We start from the raw sequence: 24,483 nt of genomic DNA, 5'->3' as shown, positions 1-24,483 counted from the left end.
TGCTCGTTGGCTGTGAGTTCACCGATCGGTCATCACCGCGATCCGGAAAAGGGGTGTGCAGACCCGGCGTTTTCGTGTTCCACTGTGACACGTGTTCCGCGCAAGCCATGCGCGGACGCCGACGCTTTTGGGAGAACCGAAGTGAAGAACAAGCAACACCGACACCGACAACTCCCGCCCATCGATGTCCATGACACCGCAGACCAGCGGGAACGGATATCGGGGGCGTCTCCACTACATGTCGTTTCTCCTGGCGAGACGGTGTCTCCCAGCGACAACATGGTTCCTGCCTGGGTCAAGCGCCGAGTGCTGCTTCTGAACGCCACTTTCGAGCCCTTGACCGCGCTGCCGATGCGTCGCGCAGTGGTACTGCTTGTGTGCAACAAGGCCGACGTCGTCCACGACGACCCCTCCGGTCCGTACATTCGATCCGCCGACTTCTCCGTTCAAGTGCCCTCGGTTATTCGTCTGAGGACGTTCGTTCGAGTGCCGTACCGGGCTCGCGTGCCGATGACGAGGGCTGCGCTGATGCACAGAGATCGTTTCCGGTGCGCGTACTGCGGCGCCAAAGCGGAAACCGTGGACCACGTCATCCCGCGGAGTCGTGGGGGCGAGCACTCGTGGGAGAACTGCGTTGCGTGCTGCGCCTCGTGCAACCATCGCAAAGCAGACAAAATGCTCAGTGAGCTGGGATGGACTCTGCGCGCGCAACTCGTTCCACCGAAGGGGCCGCACTGGCGGTTGCTCGCCAGCAACAAGGAACTCGATCCGTCCTGGTTGGCGTACCTGGGTGAGGGCGCGGCGTAGCGGCCGGTCTCGAATCGATCCGACCGGCCCCGCTGTCGCTTCGGGGTGAAAAGTCGACTAATCTCACACCCTGTGAGCATTCTCGAGACGATCCTGATCTTCGGGGTGATTCCGGCTGCAATCATCGGAATCATCGGAGCGTTGTCCTACGTGGGGGAAAGGCAGCCGGGACTGGACATCACCCCGTACCGGTTGACCGACGAATGGACACGTGAACCAATTCTGTGGAGCGCGACCGACGAGGTGACACCGCACGGTGGCGGCCACGGCGATTCGCATGCATCCGCTGCAGATTCGATCGGAGGGTCGGCAAGTGGCAAGTGGTGAACTGGTCAAGAGTGACATCGACGCGGAGGACCTGCCCTACGGCTCGGCTCTGACGTCCAGCGGACGCGTGTCGGGTGCTCACGAGTTCGGAACGGCCAGCCCGGCGCACCTTCCGTTCGCCACGCAGGACCTCGTGTCCCTCGACGTCGCACTGACCGAGGCGACCCGGGCGACGCAGATTCGCTTCAACGTCTACCTCGGAGACCTGGGTGAGGACGTCGCCGCAGGTGCAGACGCGCTCTTCCCCGGAACGCCGGACGCAATTCGTTCCGTGCTGATCGCCGTGGACCCGAACCACAAGGGCATCGAGATCCGCACCGGACGCCGTGTCTCGGATCGCGCGACCGACCGGGTGGCGCAGCTCGGCATCACTGCCGCAACGGGGCCGTTCCGCGACGGCAACCTCATCGACGGACTGGTCAGCGCGGTTCGTGTCATGGCCGCCGCCATCGTGAGCCCGTAGCCGGATCGAATCGACACGAAGAAGGCGCCGCCCGGAAACCCGGGCGGCGCCTTCTTCTCGTTTCCAGCGCAGTGCTTACGTCACGTCGAACTCGCGGGCCGCGAGCGAGCGCACGATGCCCGCGCGTCCCTCGATCACCAGACGCCGCAGTGCGGGAGGCAGATCCTTCTCCAAGAACGCATCCGCAGCCGCGACCGAGTCCGCACTGATCGACCAGGAGGGGTACAGCCCGACCACCACGGTCTGCGCGACCTCGCTGGACCGCCTCGACCACACGCCCTCGATCGAGTCGAAGTACCGCGACACGTACGGCTCGAGGAGCTCGCCCTGTCCCGGTCCGGCGAACCCACCGATGATCGATCGCGCGGTGATGTTGGGGACGGAATCGTCGTCGACGACCGTCGTCCATGCATGTTCCTTGACCTCGCTGCTCGGCCGAACGGCACGCGCAGCGGCTGCCGAACGAGCGCCGGCCGCAGTGTTGTCGCGGGCGGCCTCGGCGTCGATCTCGGGCGACTCGATGCCGTCGCTGTCGATCGCACCTGCTGCAGCGAGCGCCGACACCAGACGCCAACGCAGGTCGGTATCCACCTCGAGACCGCCGAGCTCCTGGCCGTCGACGTCGCCGTCCAGGAGGCCGCGCAACACCGCGACATGCCTGTCGGACAAGGCCGAACCGGTCAGCGAGTTGACGAACGCCAGCTGGTGGTCCGAGCCTGCGTCGGCGGCGCGCGCGAGCTCGAGGAGCGTGTCCGCGAACTCGGGCTGACCGTGCTCCTGCGCCCACTGCGGCTCGGCGTAGCTCGTGATGGCCGTCTGCGCCTGGAGGAGCAGACGCTGCACGACGCCGACCTCCGTCTCCGCACCGATACCGCGCTGAACGAGCGCGACGAAATCGCGTGCACGCATCTCGGCCTGGCGAGTCATCTCCCACGCGGCCGACCACGCAAGGGTGCGGGGGAGTGATTCCGCGATGTCGCCGATACGGGCGAGCAGAACGTCGAGAGACTCCGGATCGAGACGCACGGCGCAGTAGGTGAGGTCGTCGTCGTTGACGAGAACCAGCTTGCCCCGCGACACACCCACCAGTGACGGAACGTCGGTGCTGTCCGACGCCTCCAGGTCGATCTCGACACGCTCGGTACGCACCAGCTTGCCGTCGTCTCCGTCGTCGTAGATGCCGATTGCGATCCGGTGCACTCGATGCTCGCCTGCGCCGGGTGCCGCGCCGCTCTGCTTCACCGCGAAGCGGGTGAACTTGCCGTCCGCGTCGACGTCGAAGTCAGGGCTCAAGGTGTTGAGTCCGGTCGTGCGCAGCCACTGGCTGCCCCAATCCGACAGGTCCCGACCGGACGACCGCTCCAGTGCGGTGAGGAGGTCGGAGAACGTGGCGTTGCCGAACGCGTGGTCGACGAAGTACGCACGCAAGCCGGCGAGGAAATCCTCCTTGCCGACATAAGCGACGAGTTGCTTCAGAACGCTCGCACCCTTGGCGTACGTGATGCCGTCGAAGTTGACCTCGACCGCGGCCAGATCGGGAATGTCGGCTGCGATGGGGTGTGTCGACGGCAGCTGATCCTGCCGGTAGGCCCACGACTTCTCGACGTTGGCGAACGTGGTCCATGCGTTGGTGTACTCGGTGGCCTCGGACTGGCACAGGACCGATGCGAACGTCGCGAACGACTCGTTGAGCCACAGGTCGTCCCACCACGTCATCGTCACGAGGTCGCCGAACCACATGTGCGCCATCTCGTGCAGAACCGTTTCGGCGCGGCGCTCGTAGGAGTATCGGGTGACCTTGGACCGGAAGACGTAGTCCTCCAGGAAGGTGACGGCGCCCGCGTTCTCCATTGCGCCCGCGTTGAACTCGGGCACGAACAACTGGTCGTACTTGCCGAACGCGTAGGGGGTGCCGAAGTTGGCGTGGTAGAAACCGAATCCCTGCTTGGTCTCGGTGAACAACCTCTCGTGATCCATGTGCTCGGCAAGCGATGCGCGGCAGTAGATTCCGAGCGGGATGGTGCCGTGCTCGTCGGTGTAGGAATCCGTCCACTCCGCGTACGGGCCGGCGATCAGCGCCACCAGATACGTGCTCATCAGTGGGGTGGTGTCGAAAACGTGTTCTCCCGCAGCAGGTTCCGCGGCATGCGCAGCGTTGGAGATGACCTTCCAGCTGTCCGGAGCGGTGACCTTCAGATCGAATGTCGCCTTCAGATCCGGCTGGTCGAAGCAGGCGAACATCCGCTTGGCATCCGCCGTCTCGAACTGAGAGTAGAGATACACCGAGCCGTCGGACGGGTCGACGAACCGGTGCAGACCCTCACCGGTGTGGGAATAGACACAGTCTGCGACGACGACGAGTTCGTTGTCCTCGGCGAGGTCGTCGAGCGCTATCCCCGTCTCCTCGTCGTAGCCCGAAACGTCGAGGTCCACCCCGTTCAGAGTGGCGGATCTGATGCCGTCGGCGACGATGTCGACGAACGTCGATGCGCCCGCCTGTGCCGCGAACGCAATGGTCGTCGTCGACAGGAACGTCTTCTCGCTGGGATTGCCGGACCCGTCGGTGAGGTCCAGGACGATCGAATAGGTGGAATTGCCGAGCACGGTCGACCGTGCGGCAGCTTGATCGCGTGTCAGGTTGGGAGCAACCACGTCAGTCATGCACCTTCTCGAGTAGGGATCGTGTGATGACACCATCCCATCACGGCGCGGGTCGGGCATGCTTGCGTAGGGACGCGGCGCGGAATTGTTCTGCCGCATCCTGGGTTGTTCTCGGTCGACACCCACTCGTATCTCGACACGAAGGAGCTTCACGTGAGCGGCAGCGGACAGAAGGACACCGCCGATTTCTGGTTCGACCCCCTGTGCCCATGGTGTTGGATCACGTCGCGGTGGATTCTGGAGGTCGAGAAGGTCCGTGACATCGACGTCAACTTCCACGTCATGTCCCTCGCAGTCCTCAACGAGGGCCGCGACCTCCCCGAGCAGTACGCCGAGATGATGAAGACGGCATGGGGACCCGTGCGAGTCGCCATCGCCGCGGCCCAGGAGAAGGGCGACGAAATCCTGTCGCCGCTGTACACGGCACTCGGTACCCGTATCCACAACGGAGGTAACAAGAATTTCCCCGAGGTGATCGAGCAGTCCCTCGCGGAACTGGGTCTGCCTGCTGAGTTGGCGAAGGCAGCCGACAGCACCGAGTACGACGAAGCGCTGCGCACCAGCCACCACGCGGGCATGGACAAGGTCGGTCCCGACGTCGGAACGCCCACGATTCACGTCAACGGTGTCGCGTTTTTCGGGCCCGTCCTCTCCCGCATCCCGCGCGGCGAGGAAGCCGGAAAGCTGTGGGACGCCTCGGTCATCTTCGCGTCGTATCCGCACTTCTTCGAGCTCAAGCGCACCCGTCACGAAGACCCCGAGTTCGACTGACCCCAGGTGAGCGGAAATGTAGGTCAGGACCTATATTTCCGCTCACAGCGGGTCAGGCGACGATGCGATCGACGCCGTCGGACGTACCGAAGTATCGGTGCTTCCCACGGCTGAAACGCCACGCGGACCAGGCAGCCGCGGCGGCGTCGAGCGCGTCGTCGGCTGCGGGCTCGACCGGCAGTGATGCCATGGCGTCGTGTACGGACACCGGATCGAGCCACGTGGACAGTGCGCTCAGACGCTGGCCGACGCCACGCGCGGACTTCTTCGACACGAACGACGTATCCGGTGCCATGTGCCGAAACGAGCATTCCGGGTGCACTTCCACCACCCGTTCGGGGTCGAAGGACACGTCCTGCCACTGCCGGACCGAGGACATCAGATACCAGGTCTGTTTGCTGATCGCCTTGCCGGTGATTCGTCTGGACACTGCGCACGCATCCTCGTAGGTCGTCGTGTCGAGAACAGCGCGTACCGGTGTATGGAAGATCGACGATCGCGCCCGCCCGAGAAAACTCTTCGCTTCCAGCTCACTGGCCCGGTACCCGCTCTCGGGCAACGACAACGGCATGTCGACCCCGACGACGTCGCACCGACGTGTCGCGACCAGCACCGCCTGCACGTCGGGCTCGACGGACATCTGCAGATCCTGGCCGTCGAACAGTGCCACAACCCACTTGCCTTTGGCGCCGTCGACTCCGGCGACCGTTTTTCGTCCCTGAAATCCCACCTGTCAGACTCTATGCATGCGCGTATACCTGGGTGCGGACCATGCCGGCCTCGAATTCAAGAACCAGATCATCGAACACCTCACCGCGACCGGGCACGAGCCCGTCGACTGCGGCGCTTTCGAATACGACGCCGTCGACGACTACCCGGCCTTCTGCATCGACGCGGCACGACGGGTCGTCGCCGATCCAGGTAGCCGCGGCCTCGTCCTCGGAGGCTCCGGCAACGGCGAGCAGATCGCGGCCAACAAGGTCCCCGGTGCCCGGTGCGCACTCGCGTGGAGCGTCGAGACCGCGCAGCTCGCGCGCGAGCACAACGATGCTCAGCTGATCGGTATAGGCGGACGCATGCATACCCTTCCAGAGGCCCTCGCGATAGTCGATGCCTTCCTCGGAACCCCGTTCTCCGGCGAGGAGCGGCACCAGCGTCGTATCGACATTCTGTCGGAGTACGAGCGGAGCGGCGACGCACCCGACGTCCCGGGCGGACAGAAGTTCGACGGCTCCTGATCGATGCCCGAAGGGCATACGCTGCACCGCCTCGCGCGGCTGCATCAGCGTAAATTCGCCGGCGCGCCCGTCGAGGTGAGCAGCCCGCAAGGGCGGTTCACCTCGGGGGCCGCGTTGGTCGACGGCCTGGTGCTCGTGAGGGCCGAGGCCTGGGGCAAGCACTTGCTGCATCGCTACGAGTCGGACCTGATCGTGCACATCCACCTCGGTCTGTACGGAAAGTTCACCGATCAGACGCTGCCGATGAAGGAACCGGTCGGTGCCGTTCGATTGAGGATGGTGGGCGAGGCTTTCGGTACCGATCTGCGCGGACCGACAGCCTGTGAAATCTATACGGAGCAGCAGGTCGACGCTCTGCTGAGTCGACTCGGTCCGGATCCGATCCGGAAGGACGCCGATCCCGATCGAGCGTGGGATCGCATCTCCAGATCGAGGACGCCGATCGGCACACTTCTGATGGATCAGAAGGTCCTCGCCGGAGTCGGCAACGTGTACCGAGCGGAGATCCTGTACCGGCACGAGATCAACCCGATGCGTCCGGGTAAGGACGTGGATCGAAGTGAATGGGACGCGATCTGGTTGGACCTGGTCGACCTGATGAAGATCGGTGTACGACGCGGCAGGATCATCACGATCCGACCAGAGGACGACCACGGAGATTCCGGTTACGCTCCGAAACGACCCCGCACCTACGTGTATCGCAGGGCGGGGCGTCCGTGTCGAATCTGTGGAGCCGAGATTCTGCATTCGGTGATGCAGGCGCGAAATCTGTTCTGGTGCCCTGTCTGTCAGGCGAGCTAGACGGTCAGGCGAGCTAGACGGTCAGGCGAGCTAGACGGTAGGGCGAGCGAGCCGGGACGTCAGAAGTCGAACCCGCCGTCGAACATTCCGCCGCCGTCCCCGCCGAACGAATCTCCACCGAACGAGTCGCCGCCGCCGTCCATGGCGCCGTACTCCTCGCCACCGGCGTCACCCGAGTCGCCGAACTCGCCGTTGTCGGCGCCGCCGCCTTCCGAACCGTCACCGGCTCCGCTCGCGAACTCCTGTTCGCCGTAGCCGACTCCTGCCATTCCCGAGAACATCGCCGAGAACAGGAACATCGATCCGACGCCCCAGGCGCCCGCGACGAGGGCGGGGCGCCACCACGGCTCGGAGTACCAGCCGGCCGGCACGGGACGGCCGGCGACCTTGCCGCCGGGGTAGTAGTTGGGCGTGCGGTCCGACGGATTGGGCGAGGCCTCGACGTTGCGGCCCTCGAACTCGACCTTGCGGTCCTCGGTGACCTGACCCGCGGACTTCTGGCCGTCGATGCCCTGAATTTCCGGACCGGGGTCCATGCCCATCGCGATCCGCGCCGCGCGGATGTAGTACAGACCTTCCAGCGCAGTCTGCTTGGCCAGCCGTGCCTGCTCGACCGTCTTGGCCTGGTCGATCTGCGATCCGGCCGCGATGTTGCGCTCCGACGCGTCGGCGAGTGCCTGCTTGGACGCGGTGTCGCTACCGATCAGGTTGTAGACCTGCCCGCCGAGCCGCTCGATGGACTGGCGAGCATCTGCCTTGGCGTCCTCCAGTGTGCTGGCCGACTTCGCCGCCGCGTTCTTCTGACTGCGGACGACCAGGAACACGACTGCTGCGACGATGACGACGACGAGTAAGAGAGCTTCCACTGTTACCGCTTCCTTGTGGGAATTTTTCAGGCACGTGCCCGACCGCCTCAGGACAAATCGGACACTTTTCACGATACGCGTGCCGATCGATGCGCGGGCGTACCGTCCGACGTGCTTCGATCGAGACTATGACCCCCGAACGTCAGTTGGAAGTGCTGGAACTCGAATGCTCGAGGATGGGGGCGGTGTCGCTGGACGACGTCTGCGCCGACGTCCCGACCATGCCAGACTGGACCGTCGATAAGTTGATTCGACACGTCACGTTCGTCCATCGAATGGCGAGGTCCGCGTTGGATGCGCCTGCCGACGGCGGAATGGCGAATGTGCTTGCTGCGGTGGAGAAGCCCGAACGCGGACCTCGGGTAGTGGACGAGTACCGCGAGTCCGCCTCCCTCGCGCTCGACGCCTACCGCGACGCGCCGCTCGATCGCGCCGTCCCGACGTGGGCGGGCCCGGGCACCGCCGACTACTGGATTCGGCGCCAGTTGCACGAAATCGTCGTGCATCGATTCGATGCGCAGAGCGGAATTCACATCCGTGGGGGAGCAGAGCCCGATCCACTCGATCACGAGAGCGCGGCCGACGGAGTAGTCGAATGGGCCGAGGACTTCCTGACAAGGGTTCCGCTGGAACAACTTCCACAACTCGCGGGCCGCACCGTCCATCTGCATACCGTCGACGACACTGCCATGGAACTGTTCCTCGACTTCGGCGGTGACCGGGTGACGGTCACGCACGAGCACCGCAAAGGCGACGTCGCCCTGCGCGGTTCGGCAGAGAATCTGATGCTCGCAGTGTGGCGCAGGCGCCCGCTGAATGTGCTCGACGTCGTCGGCGACCGGTCGGTGGCAGAGGCGCTGTACGACGGTGTTCGGCTGTAGAGATTTCGGTGCCGGCGCGCCCGTCGGTGATATTCCAGCGAAGGGGAGCGAACACGAAAAAGCCCGCCGATCGCAGTGCGATCGGCGGGCTATTTCTGGAGCCGATGACGAGAATCGAACTCGCGTAGCCTGTTTGGAAGACAGGGGCTCTACCATTGAGCTACATCGGCGTGCATGCGACGTTGATGGGATCGCCATCGGCGCCGCTTGCGATTCGAAACTCTACATAACCTCGGATCGAGAATACAAATTGCCTGCATGTAGAGTCTGTCGAGACGGATGCGGTGGCCCGCCCACGGGTACCGCTGGTGTCTGCTGTTCAATGGAGCCTGTAAGTTGATCGGCGGGCGGCTTGAACAGCGTCGGTAAGACGGGGTGTGGCGCAGCTTGGTAGCGCATCCGCTTTGGGAGCGGAGGGTCGCAGGTTCAATTCCTGTCACCCCGACAAAGATGAGACCGGGTCCTCGAAGGGGCCCGGTTTCGCCGAGTGGTTCACTTCGCCGCTGGTTCGCCGTCGCACTTGGTCGCGGTATGTCAGCGAGTGACGGTGAATCGGACCGACAGCACAGCACGACCACCAGAAGGAGCATGTCCCGTGAAGAGCACCGTCGAGCAGCTCAGCCCGACGCGAGTCCGTATCAACGTTGAGGTGCCCTTCGAGGAGCTCAAGCCTGATTTCGACCGCGCCTACAAGGCACTTGCCCAGCAGATCCGCCTCCCCGGATTCCGTCCGGGCAAGGCTCCGGCCAAGCTTCTCGAAGCACGGGTCGGTCGTGGCGCAGTGCTCGAGCAGGTCGTCAACGACGCTCTCCCCGCCCGGTACTCCGAGGCCGTCAGCGCCGAGCAGATCAAGGTCATCGGCCAGCCGGACATCGAGATCACCAAGATCGAGGACGGCGACGAGCTGACGTTCACCGCCGAGGTCGACATTCGTCCGGAGATTGCGCTGCCCGACTACTCGACCATCTCGGTCGAGGTCGATCCGCTCGAGATCACCGACGAGGCAGTCGACGAGCAGCTCCAGTCCCTGCGTCAGCGCTTCGGCACCCTCACCGGTGTCGATCGCCCGGTCCAGTCCGGTGACTTCGTGTCCATCGATCTGTCCGCGACCGTCGACGGCGAGACCGTGGAGGAGGCGTCGGCCAACGGCCTGTCGCACGAGGTCGGTTCGGGTCAGCTCATCGAAGGCCTCGACGACGCCATCGTCGGTGTGTCGGTCGACGAGTCCAAGGACTTCACCTCCACGCTGGTCGCGGGCGACTACGCGGGCAAGGAAGCAGTCGTCACCGTCAAGGTGGTCTCGGTCAAGGAGCGCGAGCTTCCCGAGGCCGACGACGAGTTCGCGCAGCTTGCCAGCGAATTCGACACTCTCGACGAGCTCCTCGCCGACCTGAAGACGCGCGTCGAGCGGGTCAAGAAGGTCGAGCAGGCCGGTCAGATCCGCGACAAGGTTCTCGAGACGCTTCTCGAGACCGTCGAGGTCCCGGCTCCCGAGGCCGTCGTCAAGGCCGAGGTCGACAACCAGGTGCACGAGGCCATTCACGGTCTCGACCACGACGAGGCCAAGCTTGCCGAGCTGCTCGAGTCGCAGGGTTCGAGTCGCGAGGAGTTCGACAAGGACGTCAAGGAAGCGGCCGAGAAGTCGGTTCGCACCCAGCTGCTGCTCGATGCCATCGCCGAAGCGGAAGGCACGCAGGTCGGCCAGGACGAGCTGACCGAGCGGATCATCTTCCAGGCGCAGCGCTACGGCATCTCGCCGGAAGAGTTCATCCAGCAAGTCCAGCAGGCCAACCAGCTCGGTGCAGTCTTCGCCGACGTGCGTCGCGGCAAGGCGCTCGCATCCGTCGTCGACCGCGTGAACGTCACCGACACCACCGGTGCTTCGGTCGACACCTCCGAGCTTTTCGGTAGCCCCGCAGACGCAGAAGAGCCTGCAGCAGGCGATTCTGCCGAGGGTGAACAAGAGAAGTAACGCTGACAGCGAACGACGGCGGTTCCGGGACTCCGGGGCCGCCGTCTTTCGTTAGTGTCTGTATCAGGAACCAACGATCAGTATGGAAAAGGCAGGTACCGTGACTGTTCAGAATCCGGCGGCTTCGCACCAGCAGAGTCCCGTCATGACTTCGGCCGCTTCCGGCCTGAATCTCAGCGACTCGGTGTACGAGCGTCTGCTTCAGAATCGCATCATCTTCCTCGGTACTCAGGTCGACGATGACATTGCGAACAAGCTCTGCGCACAGATCCTCCTGCTGTCGGCGGAGGACCCCACACGCGACATCTCGCTCTACATCAACTCGCCCGGTGGTTCGGTGACCGCAGGTATGGCGATCTTCGACACGATGGAATTCGCCGAGTGCGACGTGGCCACCTACGGAATGGGTCTCGCCGCGTCGATGGGTCAGTTCCTGTTGTCGGCAGGCGCCAAGGGCAAGCGCTACGCACTCCCGCACGCGCGGATCATGATGCACCAGCCGTCCGCCGGTATCGGTGGTAGTGCCAGCGACATCGCGATCATGGCCGAGCAGTTCGCTCACACCAAGCGCGAAATGGCGGAGCTGATCGCGCTGCACACCGGACAGACCGTCGAGCAGATCACCGAGGACTCCGATCGTGACCGCTGGTTCACGGCCGCAGCAGCGAAGGAATACGGCTTCGTGGACCACGTCGTCTCGCGCGCACGGCAGGCAGGCGGAGTCGGCGAGTAGATCGCCCTTCGAACTCCGTCCCTTGAAACCTCACTTCTTGGAGAAACGATGACCAACTTGTTCGATCCCACTCAGATGCCGTCCTCGCGGTACATCCTGCCGTCCTTCGTCGAGCACTCCAGCTACGGCGTCAAGGAGTCCAACCCGTACAACAAGCTGTTCGAGGAACGCATCATCTTCCTCGGCGTTCAGGTCGACGACGCGTCCGCGAACGACATCATGGCTCAGCTGCTCGTGCTCGAGGGCCTCGACCCCGACCGCGACATCACGATGTACATCAACTCGCCCGGTGGATCGTTCACCTCGCTGATGGCGATCTACGACACGATGCAGTACGTGCGTGCCGACGTCGCGACGGTGTGCCTCGGTCAGGCCGCCTCCGCGGCAGCAGTGCTGCTCGCAGCGGGAACGCCGGGCAAGCGCGCAGCTCTCCCGAACGCTCGCGTTCTGATCCACCAGCCGGCCAGCGGTGGAATTCAGGGCCAGGTGTCCGACCTCGAGATCCAGGCGGCCGAGATCGAGCGCATGCGTCGCTTGATGGAGACCACGCTCGGACGCCACACCGGCAAGGACCCCGATGTCATTCGCAAGGACACCGACCGCGACAAGATTCTGACCGCCGAGCAGGCGAAGGAATACGGAATCATCGACACGGTGTTCGAGTACCGCAAGTTGTCCGCACAGAAGTAGCGGCAGCGGGTATCTTCGCAGGACGCGGCACGGAGGCCGGGGGTCGAGTCGATCTCGGCCTCCGGTACACGTCGAGCGGGGGCCGAGGTAACGCTTCGAGGCCATCGAGGCGACAAATGGACAGTGCTGCGGTGGGTCGGTAGCGCTGTGGTGAGAGTCGGTTCCCGAGTTCCGCGAGAATTCGGACGACGAATCACCGGAAACAACTCGCCCTGATCTCCGGATCACGGGTACGGTCGCATCAGGGCTCAGGCGCTGTCGATCGAGAAGTTGCTCACGGTCGGGTCGGCATCCGTTGGGTGTCGCACGGCCAGACGCGGACAAGGAAGTAGGAACCTCGAACATGGCACGCATCGGTGACGGTGGCGATCTGCTGAAATGCTCGTTCTGCGGAAAGAGCCAAAAGCAGGTCAAGAAGCTCATCGCAGGTCCTGGGGTGTACATCTGCGACGAGTGCATCGACCTGTGCAACGAGATCATCGAGGAGGAGCTCGCGGAGTCGAGCGAGGTCAAGCTCGACGACCTGCCCAAGCCCTCCGAGATCCGTGACTTCCTCGAGAACTACGTGATCGGACAGGACACGGCCAAGCGCACGCTTGCTGTGGCCGTCTACAACCACTACAAGCGCATCCAGGCCGGAGACAAAGCGCGCGACGGCCGCGGCGAGAGCGTCGAACTGGCGAAGTCGAACATTCTGATGCTCGGCCCCACCGGGTGCGGCAAGACCTATCTCGCCCAGACGCTGGCGAAGATGCTCAACGTCCCGTTCGCGATCGCCGACGCCACCGCGTTGACGGAGGCAGGGTACGTCGGTGAAGACGTCGAGAACATCCTGCTGAAGCTCATCCAGGCCGCCGACTACGACGTCAAGCGCGCCGAGACGGGCATCATCTACATCGACGAGGTCGACAAGATCGCCCGCAAGAGCGAGAACCCGTCCATCACCCGCGACGTGTCCGGCGAGGGTGTTCAGCAGGCGCTGCTGAAGATTCTCGAGGGTACGCAGGCAAGCGTCCCGCCCCAGGGTGGCCGCAAGCACCCCCATCAGGAATTCATTCAGATCGACACCACCAATGTGCTCTTCATCGTGGCCGGCGCTTTCGCTGGGTTGGAGAAGATCGTGTCGGATCGTGTCGGCAAGCGTGGACTCGGCTTCGGCGCCGAGGTCCGCTCGAAGGCAGAGATCGACACGCAGGATCACTTCGCCGAGGTGATGCCGGAGGATCTGATCAAGTTCGGGTTGATCCCGGAGTTCATCGGACGCCTCCCCGTCGTGGCGTCGGTGACCAACCTGGACAAGGACTCGCTCGTCACCATCCTGTCCGAGCCGAAGAACGCTCTGGTCAAGCAGTACAGCCGCTTGTTCGACATGGACAACGTGGAGTTGGAGTTCACGAAGGACGCACTCGAAGCCATAGCGGACCAGGCGATCCTGCGCGGCACCGGTGCTCGTGGCCTGCGCGCCATCCTCGAAGAGGTGCTCAACCCCGTGATGTTCGACATCCCGAGCCGTGACGACGTGGCGAAGGTCGTCGTCACGTCCGAGACAGTGAACGACAACGTGCTCCCGACTATCGTTCCGCGCAAGCCGGAACGTCCCGAGCGCCGCGACAAGTCCGCGTAGCGCGGAACAAGCGACAGACGAGAAAGGCCCGGTCGAATCCGACCGGGCCTTCTTCGTGGATTCTGTCGCTCAGCCGATCATGAACGCGTGCGCGTCGGGATATGCGTCGAGCAGGGCGTGGCGCTCGGCCACCTCGGGATCGTGTCCTGGAACCACCAGGCTCGGAGAATCCGCGAGTTCGTTGATTCGGTCGAACGCGTAGTACATGCCTGGAATGTCGTGAAGGATCGCGAACGGTGAGTCGTTCTCGATGTTCTCGTAGAAGTGGCTCGCGTCCGAGGCGACGACAGCGTATCCGTCGGCTGTCTTGACGCGCACCACCTGCATTCCGGCCGTGTGACCACCGACGCGGTGTACGGATATGCCCGGTAGGAGCTCCGCGTCACCGTCGACGAGTTGCAGCCGGTCGCCGACCGAACGCAGGTGTGCAACATCCTTTTCCGAGTTCAGCCACTGTTCGCGAACGATCCGACGTGCCCATGGGCCGGTCCAGTACTCGAGCTCGTCGGCTTGAAGGACGTATCGTGCCTCGGGGAGGTCCGCGACGACTCCGGTGTGGTCGTAGTGCAGGTGCGTGAGGATCGACAGGTCGATCCGATCGGCGGCAATGCCCAGTGCTGCAACGAGTTCCAGCGGCGAACCGTGGTAGTTCAGGCCGTCCATCCCTGCGGCGGTCTCGGGCGAGATTCCGGCATCGATGAGGACCGTGTGCGATGCGGAGACGGCCAGCCACACGTAGTACGCCGTCGGGTGTGGTTCCTGCCCTCGCCCGTCGCAGTAGTGGAAATGTTGCTCGCGTGTACCGGTTCGCGATGCGTACTGCACCGCGTAGAGACGGAAGTGCTCGTCCGACGACGGCCGGATCGCGGCCGCCGTCGGGGAGGTGTGGTGGAAGCTCGTCATGAGAGGTCACACCGTCGTCGGGACGGCCGCTGCCTCTCTCTTGGTGAGTCCGAGCTTTTCGGTGGGGACTCGGAACGTTTCGCGCGAGGTTGCGACGATGGTGATGTTGATGGCACAGAAGACCGCCGTCACCACAGCCACCGGGAACCACGCTCCGATTCCGTCGCCGGCGATCGCGCTGGCGATGGTGGGTGCGAAACCTGCAATGGCGAAGCCGATCTGGGTGCCGATCGCCGTTCCGGACAGTCGGACCTTGGCGGGGAACATCTCGCCGTAGAACGCGGGCCAGACGCCGCCGGTGGCACTGTGGACGATGCCGAACATCACGATGCCGAATGCGAAGATCAGGAGGTAGTTTCCGGTCGAGATGGACCAGAGGTACCCGAACATCAGAACCGCGCAGCCGGTGGAACCGAAGATGAAGACGGGCTTGCGTCCGATACGGTCGGAAAGGGCACCGAAGAACGGAAGGGCGAACAGCGCAGCAACATTGGCGAGCACTCCGACCCAGAGCATCGGCGTGCGTTCCAGCCCTACCGTGTTCACCGCGTAGGACAGCGCGTAGACGCTGAAAATGGTACTGACAGAGGCGATCACGGCAGCGAACACGACGCGCAGCACTGCACGCCAGTGATCGGTGAGCAGAACCGAGAGCGGCATCTTCGGCTGTTCGCCGGTGGCGACCTCCTCTTCGAACACCGGGGTCTCGTCGAGCGAGCGGCGGATGAGGAATGCGGCGAGAACAACGAATGCGCTGAGGAAGAACGGGATTCGCCAACCCCAGGACAGGAGCTGGTCCTCGGGAAGCATGGCGACGGGGAGGAAGACGGCCGTTGCGAGGATCTGTCCACCCTGGGTGCCGCTCAGGGTGAAGCTGGTGAAGAACGCGCGGCGGTTGTCCGGGCTGTGCTCGAGAGTCATGGAGTTCGCGCCTGCTTGCTCACCGCCGGCCGAGAAGCCCTGGCACAGACGGAGAACGACGAGGATGATCGGGGCCGCGATGCCGATGGTCTCGTAGGAGGGGAGCAGGCCGACGCCGAGGGTAGCGACGCCCATCAGCAGGACGGTGGCAACGAGCACTCGTTTTCGGCCGTACTGATCTCCGATGTGCCCGAGGACGAGTGCGCCGAGTGGGCGGGCGAGGTAGCCGACGCCGAACGTCGCCAGGGCGAGCAGCGTACCGGTGGCAGCGCTCGAGCTGGGGAAGAACACTCGACCGAACACCAATGCGGCGGCGGTGCCGTAGATGAAGAAGTCGTAGTACTCGAGTGCGCTGCCCACCCAGGCTGCGGTGGCCGCGCGCTTCGGGTTGGCCGTGGCCCGCCCACCGGCGGGGTCGGGATGCTGCGTCACGGGATCGCTCATCTTCGGTCTCTTTTCGCGTGAAGGGGGAGTACACAAGGTCGACGGAGCCGGGTTCATCCCGATCGGACCGTAATGTACTAAACGGTTAAAACTGGGCGTCACTAGATACTGAACGTGACCCGGGCCACGTGTCAAGCCCTGATGCGGTATGGCCTACATGTTCGTGATACGAACACCGGCAGAGAGGTCGAAACTAGACCTCGGTCGAGGTCAGAAAAGCAATGATCATGTCGCCCAACATTCTCCGCAGATGCTCACGGTGCGCGGGGGCGGTGAGGTCGCGCCCGAACAGTGCTTCGAAGGTGTACCGGTTGGAGAGTCTGAACACGCAGAAGCTGCTGATGGCCATGTGCACGTCGAGAGCATCGACGTCGGTTCGGAACAATCCATCGGCCTGGCCTCGCGTCAGGATGCTCTCGAGCAGCTCGGCCGCAGGGTTGCCCAGGTTGCTCAGTGCCTCGGATTTGCTGATGTGCTCACCGCGAAGAATGTTCTCGGTGGACACCAATCGGATGAAATCCGGATTGTGTTCGTGGTGATCGAACGTGAGCGACGCGATCGCCCGAATCGCGTCGGTGGGGGAGAGTCCCTCGGTGTCGAGCTCACGTTCGCGGGCGCGGATCGCGCTGTAGGAACGTTCGAGTACCGCCTGGTAGAGGCGCTCTTTGTCGGTGAAGTAGTAGTAGATCATCCGCTTCGTCGTGTGCGTCCGCTCGGCGATCTCGTCGACACGTGCTCCCGCGTATCCCTTGTCCGCGAATTCGCTGGTGGCGACGTCGAGGATGTTGCTGCGCGTCAGATCGCTGTTTCGCCTGCGTTTGGGGCCCTCCGCGCTCGTTCTTGCTGGAGCGGAGTCGCTTCCCGGGCGCGTGGACGTCATGATCCGAAACTCTATCCCTGCAAAAAATCGTTCACGAAGTGTGGGGTAGCGGACATTCTCGTAGTACGCTCGAATAACTTACTAGTTCGTACATTACGAACATACGCACAATCGAGGGAGTCCGGAAGTGGACGATTCACTGGTCTGCGGTCTGATCGGCACGGGCATCGGCAGGTCGCTGACCCCGGCGATGCACGAACGAGAGGGTGCCGCGCACGGCCTGCGCTACGTCTACCGCATCGTCGACCTCGACGCCGTCGGCGCGACCCCCGACGACCTGGCACGTCTGGTCGACACAGCTGCCGACCTCGGTTTCCGTGGCCTCAACATCACCCATCCGTGCAAGCAGATCGTCATCGATCACCTCGACGAACTGTCCGACGATGCGGCCAGGCTCGGGGCAGTGAACACGGTTCTGTTCGACGGTGGCAAGAAGATCGGTCACAACACCGACTGGTCGGGGTTCGGTCGAAGCTTCGAACTCGGTCTGGCCGGGGCGTCGACCCGGGACGTGGTCCTGCTCGGAGCAGGCGGTGCGGGAGCGGCGGTGGCGTACGCGATGGCCGAAGCAGGCGCTGGGCAGGTCACCGTGGTCGACGCCGACGGAGAGAGGGCGCGCGCCCTGTTGTCGTCGATGCAGGCAGTGTTCCCCGGAACAACGTTCGCCGCGGCTGCGCCGGCCGACCTTTCGCGACTGCTGTCCGCTGCCGACGGAATCGTGCACGCGACACCGGTCGGGATGGCCGCACATCCCGGTATCGCGTTCGATCCGACGCTGTTGCGACCGGACCACTGGGTGGCCGAGGTCGTCTACCGCCCCGCGGAGACCGAACTGTTGGCCGCCGCCGCGGCACGTGGATGCCGGACGCTGGCGGGGACGGGTATGGCAGTGCACCAGGCAGCCGACGCGTTCGAGATCTTCACCGGCAGAGCGGCCGACGCCGACCGCATGTCCGCGCACATGCGTGAGCTGATCTTGCTGGAGGAAGAGTCGGCACTGACCGGAGTGTCGTCGTGACCGCCCCGCGCACGTCCGTGGCCACGGTGTCGCTCAGCGGGTCGTTGCGAGAGAAGATGACGGCCATCGCCGACGCGGGATTCGACGGATTCGAGGTCTTCGAGGCCGACTTGATCGCGTCGCCGTTCTCACCGTCCGACATTGCGAAGCAGGCAGCAGATCTCGGGTTGAGCGTCGATCTGTACCAACCGTTCCGCGACCTGGACAGCGCCGACGACCGTCGATATCAGCGCAATCTCGGTCGGCTGCAGCGCAAGTTCGACGTGATGGAGCAACTCGGGTGCAATCTGCTTCTGGTCTGCTCGTCGCCGCTGCCCGGCGCGGTGACCGAGGACGAGCGCCTCGTCGAACAACTGCTCGGGGCCGCGGACATCGCGCAGGAACGCGGAATGCGGCTGGCGTACGAAGCATTGGCGTGGGGAACCCACGTCAACACCTACCGCCATGCCTGGGACGTCGTGCGGCGCGCCGATCACGACGCGCTCGGCACGTGCCTGGACAGCTTCCACATCCTGTCCCGCGGTGACGACCCGGCCGGCATCTCCGACATTCCGGGGGAGAAGATCTTCTTCCTGCAGCTGGCCGACGCGCCGCGGTTGAAGATGGATGTGCTGCAGTGGTCGAGGCATCACCGGTGCTTCCCGGGGCAGGGCAATTTCGACCTCCCCGAATTCGGCTCCCGGGTGGTCGATTCCGGGTATGCCGGCCCGTGGTCCCTGGAGATCTTCAACGACGTGTTCCGCGAATCCGCCACCGGCCGCACTGCCGCCGACGCTCACCGATCGCTGCTGTACCTGCAGGAGAAAGTGGCCGAGCGCCGATCGCCGACCTCGTCGACGCTGTTCGAGGCGCCGGCAGCGGGACCGATCGAGAACATCGTGTCCTTGCGCGTTGCCGCAGGTCCCGTCGAGGCGGGTGGACTCGGCCGGACCCTGCGTCATCTCGGGTTCGACATGACCGCCGCGCACAGTCGTCACGGTCTGCAGTTGTTCACGCAGGGTCCGCTCGCCGTCGCCGTGGACACCACCGTCGACAGTCTCTGGACGTCGCCCGGGGTGCCCGCGCATCTGCCCGCCGTGGCCCAGATCGGGGTGCGCAGCGACGACCCGGCCCAGTGGCAGACCCGGGCCCGAGCATTCGGTGTCTCCGCCGACTCGGTCTCGATGCCCGGCGTCGCCGGAACCGATCACGATGTTGTCAGAATGAGCGTCACCGGCGCGACATCACTCGATCTTCGCAGTCGCGCGAGCGCGGGGGCGTGGCAGTCCGCATTCGATCTCGTTCCACGACAGCCGGATTCCCCCGCCGCTCCTATCGTCGAGTCGGTCGACCACATCGCCCTTGCCGTACCGGCAGACAGTTGGGACGGCATCATGCTGTTGCTGAGGTCGGTGTTCGGCATGACCCCGCACGAGGGCCAGGATGTGGTCGACGCCGTCGGCACCGTCCGTAGCCAAGCTCTGACGCTGCCGACCGAGAACGGTACTGTTCGGCTCTCGCTGAACATGGTTCCCGGTCGGTCGTCGTCGACGGACACGCTTCCGGCGGCACGGCGAGGCGGAGTGAGCCACGTGGGATTCGCGTGTGCCGATGTGCTGAGCGCCGCCGAGCAGATGACGGCGCGCGGGTTCGGATCGCTGCGAATATCGCCGAACTACTACCTCGACCTCGCTGCCCGGTTCGATCTGGACCAGGACCTGCTGACTCAGTTGGAGAAGCACGGAATCCTTTACGACGCCGACGGTTCCGGTGGCGAGTTCTTCCACTTCTTCACCCCTGTGGTGGGGGAGGACCTGTTTTTCGAGGTGTGCGAACGCCGAGGTGGGTACGACGGTTACGGCGAGGTCAACTCGGCAGTGCGGCTCGCGGCCCAGCTGCAGAGGTGAGATCTCGGACGTGGGATGCACGGTGCATCCCACGTCCGAGAATGGTCAGCTCAGGCGTTCGAATACCGCGGCGAGGCCTTGACCGCCACCGATGCACATGGTTTCGAGGCCGTACCGCGCTTGTCGACGGTTCATCTCGCGCAGCAGTGTCGCGAGGATCCGTCCGCCGGTCGCGCCGACGGGGTGACCCAGCGAGATTCCCGAACCGTTGGGGTTGAGCCGGGGGTCGTCGGGCTCGATTCCCCAGGTGCGCAGCACCGCAAGAGTTTGTGCGGCGAACGCTTCGTTGAGTTCGACGACGTCCATGTCGGCGAGCGTGAGTCCGACGCGGCCGAGTGCCTTTTCGCTTGCGGGCACCGGTCCGATGCCCATGGTGCGCGGAGGCACGCCGGCCACGGCCCAGCTGACAAGTTTGGCTATCGGACGCAGGCCCAGTGCCGCAGCTTTCTCCGGTGTGGTGACGATGGCCAGCGCTGCCCCGTCGTTCTGCCCGCTGGCGTTGCCCGCGGTCACCGTCGAGTCGGGGTCGATCTTCCCGCGAATGGGGCGTAGTGCGGACAGCGTCTCGACATTGGTGTCCGCGCGGGGGTGCTCGTCGGTGTCGACCACCAGCGCATCACCTGTGCGCTGCGGTACCGAGACCCCGACGATCTCCTCGGCGAAGACGCCGTTCTTCTGCGCGGCAACGGCCTTGTGATGCGACAGCACGGCCAGTTCGTCCTGGTCGCGTCGACTGATCGAGAACTCGGCACGAAGATTCTCGGCCGTTTCGATCATGCCGCCCGGAACCGGAAAGTTCTTTCCGCCCGCGGTGACACGTGCGCGGGCGAGTCGATCGGACAGGGCCACGGCTTCTGCCTTGACTCCCCACCGCATCCCCGTTGCGTAGAACTCCGCTTGGCTCATGCTTTCCACCCCGCCCGCGAGGACGAGGTCACTGCCGCCGGACTGTACCTGCATGCACGCCTGGAGAACGGCCTGCAACCCGGACCCGCATCGACGGTCGATCTGCTGACCGGGGACCTCGATTCCCAGTCCGGCGTCCAGCGCGGCAACCCGTCCGATTGCGGGGGCGTCACCGTTGGGCGATGCCTGGCCGAGGATGACGTCGTCGACGTCCGATCCCGATATGCCGGTGCGCGTGACGAGTTCGGTGATCACCGTTGCCGCCAGCGATTCGGGCGTGACATCGCGAAAGACACCGCCGAATCGGCCGATGGGGGTGCGGAGAGGTTCGCAGACGACGGCGTCAGGCATGACGACTTCCTTTGTGATCGGTGGACTGTGATTGCACGCGGTAGAGATCTGTTTCGATCGCCGCCGTCGCGCGCAGCAGAGCGGGCAACAGATGTTCGCGTACGGCGTCCGCGCTGTGGCGGGCAGCTTGAGTGGAGACATTCGCAGCCGCGACGACGTCGCCGGCGTGATCCCGTACCGGGGCCGCGATCGACCGCAGACCTTCCTCCAGTTCCTGGTCGACGAGGCAGTACCCCTGCGCGCGTACGGAATCGAGCTCTGCGCGCAACGACGAAACATCGGTGATGGTGCGGCCGGTGAGAGGGCTCAGCTCCACCCGGCGCAAGTAGGCGTCGAGTTTGTCCTCGGGCAACCCGGCGAGCAGGACGCGCCCCATCGACGTCGCGAACGCCGGGAAGCGAGTGCCGATGGTGATGGCAACGGTCATGATTCGGCTGACCGGAACACGGGCGACGTACACGACGTCGTCGCCGTCGAGGATCGACACCGACGAGGACTCGCGGACCTGCTCGGCGAGAGCTTCGAGGTGTGGGCCTGCGACGTCCGGCAACGAGAGCGAGGACAGGTAGCTGTACCCCAACTCGAGGACGCGAGGAGTGAGCCAGAACATCGAGCCGTCGCTGCGCACGTACCCCAGTTCCACGAGCGTGAGCAGAAACCTTCGCGCCGTCGCCCTGGTCAGATCGGTCGTCTTCGCGACGTCCGACAACGTACGGCGCGGATGCTCGGCATCGAAGGCACGGATCACGGCGAGTCCACGGGCGAGAGATTGCACGTAGTCCGGCGACGGACCCTGCTGCTCGCTCGAACCGGGTTGGGTCATGTCGTCTCCGATCCCGTGTGTTCGGCCAGTGCCGTGTTGGCCAGCGCGAACGCCGCATTGCTGTTCGGTACCCCCGCGTACACCGCAGTGTGGAGGAAGACCTCGGCCATCTCGTCGGGATCCAATCCTGCCCGCAGGGCCGCCTTGATGTGCATGTCCAACTCGTGCTGATTGCCCACGGCGGTCAGAATGGCGAGTGTCAGCAGACGTCGGGTGCGGTGGTCGAGACCGTCGCGGGTCCAGACGTCGCCCCACGCGGTGCGGGTGATGAAATCCTGGAACGGCGCAGTGAACGCCGTGGTGCGCTCGATGCTGGCATCCACGTGTGCGTCGCCGAGTACCGCTCGCCGCACGTGCATTCCCGCTCGATGCGCTGCTGCACGGCCTGCGTCGTACGTGTCGCCGACGATGTGTCGCACGACCAATCGCGTGATGTGTCCCGCTTGTTCGACGTTCGCCAGATGCGCGGCGCCGGGGAGGACATGGAAGTCCGAGCGGGCGATACCGTCGGCGAGCACCTGCATGTCCGACGGCGTCGTTGCCGGGTCCTGCTCACCTGCCACCACCAGGGTGGGCGCACTGATTCGGCCGAGGTCTGCGCGGTTGTCCCACTGCGACAACGCTTCACACGCTGCGGCATAGCCTTCGTCGGACGTGGACGAGATCATCGATCGGTGATGCGCGGCGAGTTCACCGTCGCGAGCGATCAGTTCAGCGGTGAACCACCGGGCCAGTACGGTGTCCGCCAGCGAATCGGTCCCCGTCGCGCGCGCAGTTGCCGCGCGGTCGATCCAGGACTGCGGGTCTCCGAAGCGAGCAGACGTGCACAGCAGGGTGAGGCCGAGGACCCGCGCCGGGCGGTGCACGGCGATCCACTGTGCGATCGCGCCGCCGAGCGAGAGGCCGACCAGATGCACTCGGTCCCGCCCGAGCGAATCCATCACGGCCAGAACGTCCTCGGCCATGTCGCCGACCGAGTAGGGGCCGTCGGGCACAGGTGACGAACCGTGACCGCGAAGGTCGACGGCGATGACGTCGGCGAACTCGACCAGACCCGCCACCTGCGGGTCCCACATCGAGCGGTCCGACCCGAGCGATCCGACGAGCACCACTGTGGTGCCGCGGTTCTCGGTTCCGGGTACGAGGTCGTAGGACAGGTCGACGGTCATGCTGTTCCTTCGTGTCGAGCTCGGACCAGGTCGAGTACACGATCGACGATGTCGCCGGCATGGCCGAGATAGCCTGCCGGGTCCAGCAGTTCACGTACTTCGGCGGGTTCGAGGAATGCGGTGATGGAGGAATCGGATTCGAGGGGAAGGCCGGACGCGCATGCGGCGGTGACGATGGATCGTGCGTCGTCGGTGTGGGCCGCGAGTGCCGTGGTGACTCGTTCGGCGAGCAGAAGTCCGTGCGTGGCGGCGAGGTTACGGGCCATCGCGTCGGGATTCGCGCGTAGACCGGACATGCTCACCGCCAATCGGTCGGCGGCACCCGCAGTCAGTCGAAGCAAGTCCGTCAGTGTCTCCCATTCCGCATGCCACGCCCCCGATGCACGTTGGTGATCGTGCGCCATCGCGGACAGAATCGTCGACACGAGGCCCGGCACCCGAACGGATGCTGCCCGTGCGGCGACGGCGGCGACGGGGTTCTGCTTGTGCGGCATGGCCGAAGAGGCGCCAGGAGCGGCTTCGGAGACCTCGGCGACCTCGGTGGACGCGAGGAGCGTGATGTCGAGAGCAGGCTTGCCGATGGCCCCCGCCGCGATCCCGAGGGCGGACGCGATCTCGCCGATCCGGGTCCGGTCGGTGTGCCAGGGAATGGTCTGCCGAGCGAGGCCCAACTGGTCGGCGAGAGAGTCGGCCACCTCGAAGCCGTGAGGGAACACGGCCGCCGACGTGCCTGCAGCACCGCCGAACTGGACCGACGCGGACGCCTCGACCCGGGCCAGATCGTCGTCGGCTCGCAGGAGGCCTGCCGTCCAACTCGCGGCAACGGCACCGAACGTCGTCGGAAGTGCCTGTTGGCCGAGAGTTCTCGCTGCAACCGGCGTGTCGCGATGTCGACGCGCGAGAGCGGCCCCCGCGGCGACGGCGTCGGCGAGGGATTCACGCACTGCAGCGAGAACGCGTGAGGTGAGAAGCATGAGAGCGGTGTCGACGATGTCCTGGCTGGTTGCTCCGGGATGAACCGCGCTGCCGGGGACGCCGTGCTCGGCCGCCGCCGCGCGCAGCAGTTTCACCAGCGGGATGACCGGATTGCCCCCGGCGGCGGACAGCGCACCGAGGTGCACGATGTTTACTGCTCCTGGTCGCCTAAGCTCGGACGCGACCTCGGTCACCTGTGCGGCATGCGCCGACTCGACGACGCCGTGCTCGGCGGCCGCACGTGACAGCGCCGCCTCGGTGTCCAGCATCGCCGTCACCCAGGCCTGGTCCGATACCAACGCAGCAGCGGCGGCAGCACCGAACGTGGGATCGAACAACGGTCCTCGCGTGGTGGTCATGACTCGCTTTCGTT

At 64.8% G+C, this 24,483-nt stretch carries 23 protein-coding genes and 2 tRNA genes; 14 read left to right on the top strand and 11 right to left on the bottom strand.

Annotation, left to right across the window (positions count from 1 at the left end; genetic code table 11):
* Nucleotides 1–279: 279 nt before the first annotated feature.
* The 3 genes from H292_RS0112985 (at nt 280) to H292_RS0112975 (ending at nt 1,597) form a co-directional block, all read left to right on the top strand.
* Entirely contained in the window at nt 280–807 is a 528-nt protein-coding gene (locus tag H292_RS0112985) for an HNH endonuclease (protein WP_020111685.1), read from the top strand.
* Between the two features lie 72 nt (nt 808–879).
* Complete coding sequence (gene ctaJ / locus H292_RS0112980; RefSeq protein WP_019664760.1) at nt 880–1,134, top strand: aa3-type cytochrome oxidase subunit CtaJ; 255 nt, start codon at nt 880–882, stop codon at nt 1,132–1,134.
* Nucleotides 1,121–1,597: a DUF5130 family protein gene (locus H292_RS0112975; protein WP_020111684.1), complete on the top strand. Its 477-nt coding sequence runs from the start codon at nt 1,121–1,123 to the stop codon at nt 1,595–1,597. Before ctaJ ends, H292_RS0112975 begins: the two co-directional genes overlap by 14 nt.
* 75 nt (nt 1,598–1,672) lie before the next feature.
* Here the strand turns inward: H292_RS0112975 and pepN are convergent, their stop codons facing one another.
* Nucleotides 1,673–4,249 carry an aminopeptidase N gene (pepN, locus tag H292_RS0112970; protein ID WP_027498797.1) on the bottom strand — a complete coding sequence of 859 codons (2,577 nt, stop codon included), beginning with the start codon at nt 4,247–4,249 and terminating at the stop codon, nt 1,673–1,675.
* A gap of 162 nt (nt 4,250–4,411) precedes the next feature.
* On the opposite strand from pepN, the gene H292_RS0112965 reads away from it, so the two are divergent.
* Nucleotides 4,412–5,029: a mycothiol-dependent nitroreductase Rv2466c family protein gene (locus H292_RS0112965; protein WP_026347738.1), complete on the top strand. Its 618-nt coding sequence runs from the start codon at nt 4,412–4,414 to the stop codon at nt 5,027–5,029.
* Between the two features lie 52 nt (nt 5,030–5,081).
* Here H292_RS0112965 and H292_RS0112960 read toward each other — a convergent pair whose 3' ends face one another.
* A complete protein-coding gene (locus H292_RS0112960) occupies nt 5,082–5,759 on the bottom strand; it encodes a DUF429 domain-containing protein (protein ID WP_080738204.1) in 678 nt (225 codons plus the stop codon).
* Nucleotides 5,760–5,775: 16 nt separating this feature from the next.
* On the opposite strand from H292_RS0112960, the gene H292_RS0112955 reads away from it, so the two are divergent.
* Both H292_RS0112955 and H292_RS0112950 read left to right on the top strand, forming a co-directional pair.
* A complete protein-coding gene (locus H292_RS0112955; RefSeq protein ID WP_019664755.1) occupies nt 5,776–6,267 on the top strand; it encodes a ribose-5-phosphate isomerase in 492 nt (163 codons plus the stop codon).
* Between the two features lie 3 nt (nt 6,268–6,270).
* Complete coding sequence (locus H292_RS0112950; RefSeq protein ID WP_020111681.1) at nt 6,271–7,068, top strand: Fpg/Nei family DNA glycosylase; 798 nt, start codon at nt 6,271–6,273, stop codon at nt 7,066–7,068.
* Between the two features lie 59 nt (nt 7,069–7,127).
* Here the strand turns inward: H292_RS0112950 and H292_RS0112945 are convergent, their stop codons facing one another.
* Nucleotides 7,128–7,934, bottom strand: a complete 807-nt coding sequence (locus H292_RS0112945; protein ID WP_020111680.1) for a hypothetical protein — start codon at nt 7,932–7,934, stop codon at nt 7,128–7,130.
* 128 nt (nt 7,935–8,062) lie between these two features.
* Here H292_RS0112945 and H292_RS0112940 point away from each other — a divergent pair, with 128 nt between their 5' ends.
* The gene (locus H292_RS0112940; RefSeq protein ID WP_020111679.1) at nt 8,063–8,815 is read left to right on the top strand and encodes a maleylpyruvate isomerase family mycothiol-dependent enzyme; all 753 of its coding nucleotides are present in this window, start codon (nt 8,063–8,065) and stop codon (nt 8,813–8,815) included.
* A 96-nt stretch (nt 8,816–8,911) separates the two neighbouring features.
* On the opposite strand, the gene H292_RS0112935 is transcribed toward H292_RS0112940, so the two are convergent.
* Nucleotides 8,912–8,985 (bottom strand) — tRNA-Gly (locus H292_RS0112935).
* Between the two features lie 201 nt (nt 8,986–9,186).
* Between H292_RS0112935 and H292_RS0112930 the strand changes: the two genes are divergently transcribed.
* From H292_RS0112930 to clpX, 5 genes are all read left to right on the top strand, one after another.
* Nucleotides 9,187–9,260 (top strand) — tRNA-Pro (locus tag H292_RS0112930).
* Between the two features lie 150 nt (nt 9,261–9,410).
* Nucleotides 9,411–10,787, top strand: coding sequence for a trigger factor (tig, locus tag H292_RS0112925; RefSeq protein ID WP_019664751.1), 1,377 nt, complete (start codon nt 9,411–9,413; stop codon nt 10,785–10,787).
* 82 nt (nt 10,788–10,869) lie between these two features.
* Nucleotides 10,870–11,520, top strand: a complete 651-nt coding sequence (locus H292_RS0112920) for an ATP-dependent Clp protease proteolytic subunit (RefSeq protein ID WP_019664750.1) — start codon at nt 10,870–10,872, stop codon at nt 11,518–11,520.
* A 48-nt stretch (nt 11,521–11,568) separates the two neighbouring features.
* Complete coding sequence (locus tag H292_RS0112915) at nt 11,569–12,210, top strand: ATP-dependent Clp protease proteolytic subunit (RefSeq protein WP_019664749.1); 642 nt, start codon at nt 11,569–11,571, stop codon at nt 12,208–12,210.
* 343 nt (nt 12,211–12,553) lie between these two features.
* Nucleotides 12,554–13,834 carry an ATP-dependent Clp protease ATP-binding subunit ClpX gene (gene clpX / locus H292_RS0112910; protein ID WP_026347736.1) on the top strand — a complete coding sequence of 427 codons (1,281 nt, stop codon included), beginning with the start codon at nt 12,554–12,556 and terminating at the stop codon, nt 13,832–13,834.
* 69 nt (nt 13,835–13,903) lie between these two features.
* On the opposite strand, the gene H292_RS0112905 is transcribed toward clpX, so the two are convergent.
* The 3 genes from H292_RS0112905 to H292_RS0112895 all read right to left on the bottom strand — a co-directional run bounded on the left by H292_RS0112905 (nt 13,904) and on the right by H292_RS0112895 (nt 16,982).
* Nucleotides 13,904–14,737, bottom strand: a complete 834-nt coding sequence (locus H292_RS0112905) for an N-acyl homoserine lactonase family protein (RefSeq protein WP_020111678.1) — start codon at nt 14,735–14,737, stop codon at nt 13,904–13,906.
* Nucleotides 14,738–14,743: 6 nt separating this feature from the next.
* Nucleotides 14,744–16,102, bottom strand: coding sequence for an MFS transporter (locus H292_RS0112900; RefSeq protein WP_019664746.1), 1,359 nt, complete (start codon nt 16,100–16,102; stop codon nt 14,744–14,746).
* A gap of 193 nt (nt 16,103–16,295) precedes the next feature.
* Nucleotides 16,296–16,982, bottom strand: coding sequence for a TetR/AcrR family transcriptional regulator (locus H292_RS0112895; RefSeq protein ID WP_019664745.1), 687 nt, complete (start codon nt 16,980–16,982; stop codon nt 16,296–16,298).
* A 127-nt stretch (nt 16,983–17,109) separates the two neighbouring features.
* On the opposite strand from H292_RS0112895, the gene H292_RS0112890 reads away from it, so the two are divergent.
* A complete protein-coding gene (locus H292_RS0112890; RefSeq protein ID WP_020111677.1) occupies nt 17,110–18,000 on the top strand; it encodes a shikimate dehydrogenase in 891 nt (296 codons plus the stop codon).
* Complete coding sequence (locus tag H292_RS0112885) at nt 17,997–19,886, top strand: sugar phosphate isomerase/epimerase and 4-hydroxyphenylpyruvate domain-containing protein (protein ID WP_020111676.1); 1,890 nt, start codon at nt 17,997–17,999, stop codon at nt 19,884–19,886. The genes H292_RS0112890 and H292_RS0112885 overlap by 4 nt, the downstream gene beginning before the upstream one ends.
* 45 nt (nt 19,887–19,931) lie before the next feature.
* Here H292_RS0112885 and H292_RS0112880 read toward each other — a convergent pair whose 3' ends face one another.
* Genes H292_RS0112880 through H292_RS0112865 form a run of 4 tightly spaced genes read right to left on the bottom strand, consistent with a single transcriptional unit; the run spans nt 19,932 to nt 24,469 of the window.
* Nucleotides 19,932–21,143 carry an acetyl-CoA C-acetyltransferase gene (locus tag H292_RS0112880; protein WP_020111675.1) on the bottom strand — a complete coding sequence of 404 codons (1,212 nt, stop codon included), beginning with the start codon at nt 21,141–21,143 and terminating at the stop codon, nt 19,932–19,934.
* The gene (locus H292_RS0112875) at nt 21,136–21,966 is read right to left on the bottom strand and encodes an IclR family transcriptional regulator (protein ID WP_019664741.1); all 831 of its coding nucleotides are present in this window, start codon (nt 21,964–21,966) and stop codon (nt 21,136–21,138) included. Before H292_RS0112875 ends, H292_RS0112880 begins: the two co-directional genes overlap by 8 nt.
* A complete protein-coding gene (gene pcaDC / locus H292_RS0112870) occupies nt 21,963–23,135 on the bottom strand; it encodes a bifunctional 3-oxoadipate enol-lactonase/4-carboxymuconolactone decarboxylase PcaDC (protein WP_020111674.1) in 1,173 nt (390 codons plus the stop codon). Before pcaDC ends, H292_RS0112875 begins: the two co-directional genes overlap by 4 nt.
* A complete protein-coding gene (locus H292_RS0112865; protein ID WP_019664739.1) occupies nt 23,132–24,469 on the bottom strand; it encodes a lyase family protein in 1,338 nt (445 codons plus the stop codon). The genes pcaDC and H292_RS0112865 overlap by 4 nt, the downstream gene beginning before the upstream one ends.
* Nucleotides 24,470–24,483 lie beyond the last annotated feature (14 nt).

The sequence above is a fragment of the Rhodococcus sp. 114MFTsu3.1 genome (assembly GCF_000383555.1).
GTDB lineage: Bacteria > Actinomycetota > Actinomycetes > Mycobacteriales > Mycobacteriaceae > Rhodococcoides > Rhodococcoides fascians_E.
Note: the sequence above shows the minus strand (reverse complement) of the source record. Positions and strands in the feature narration are given on the sequence as shown.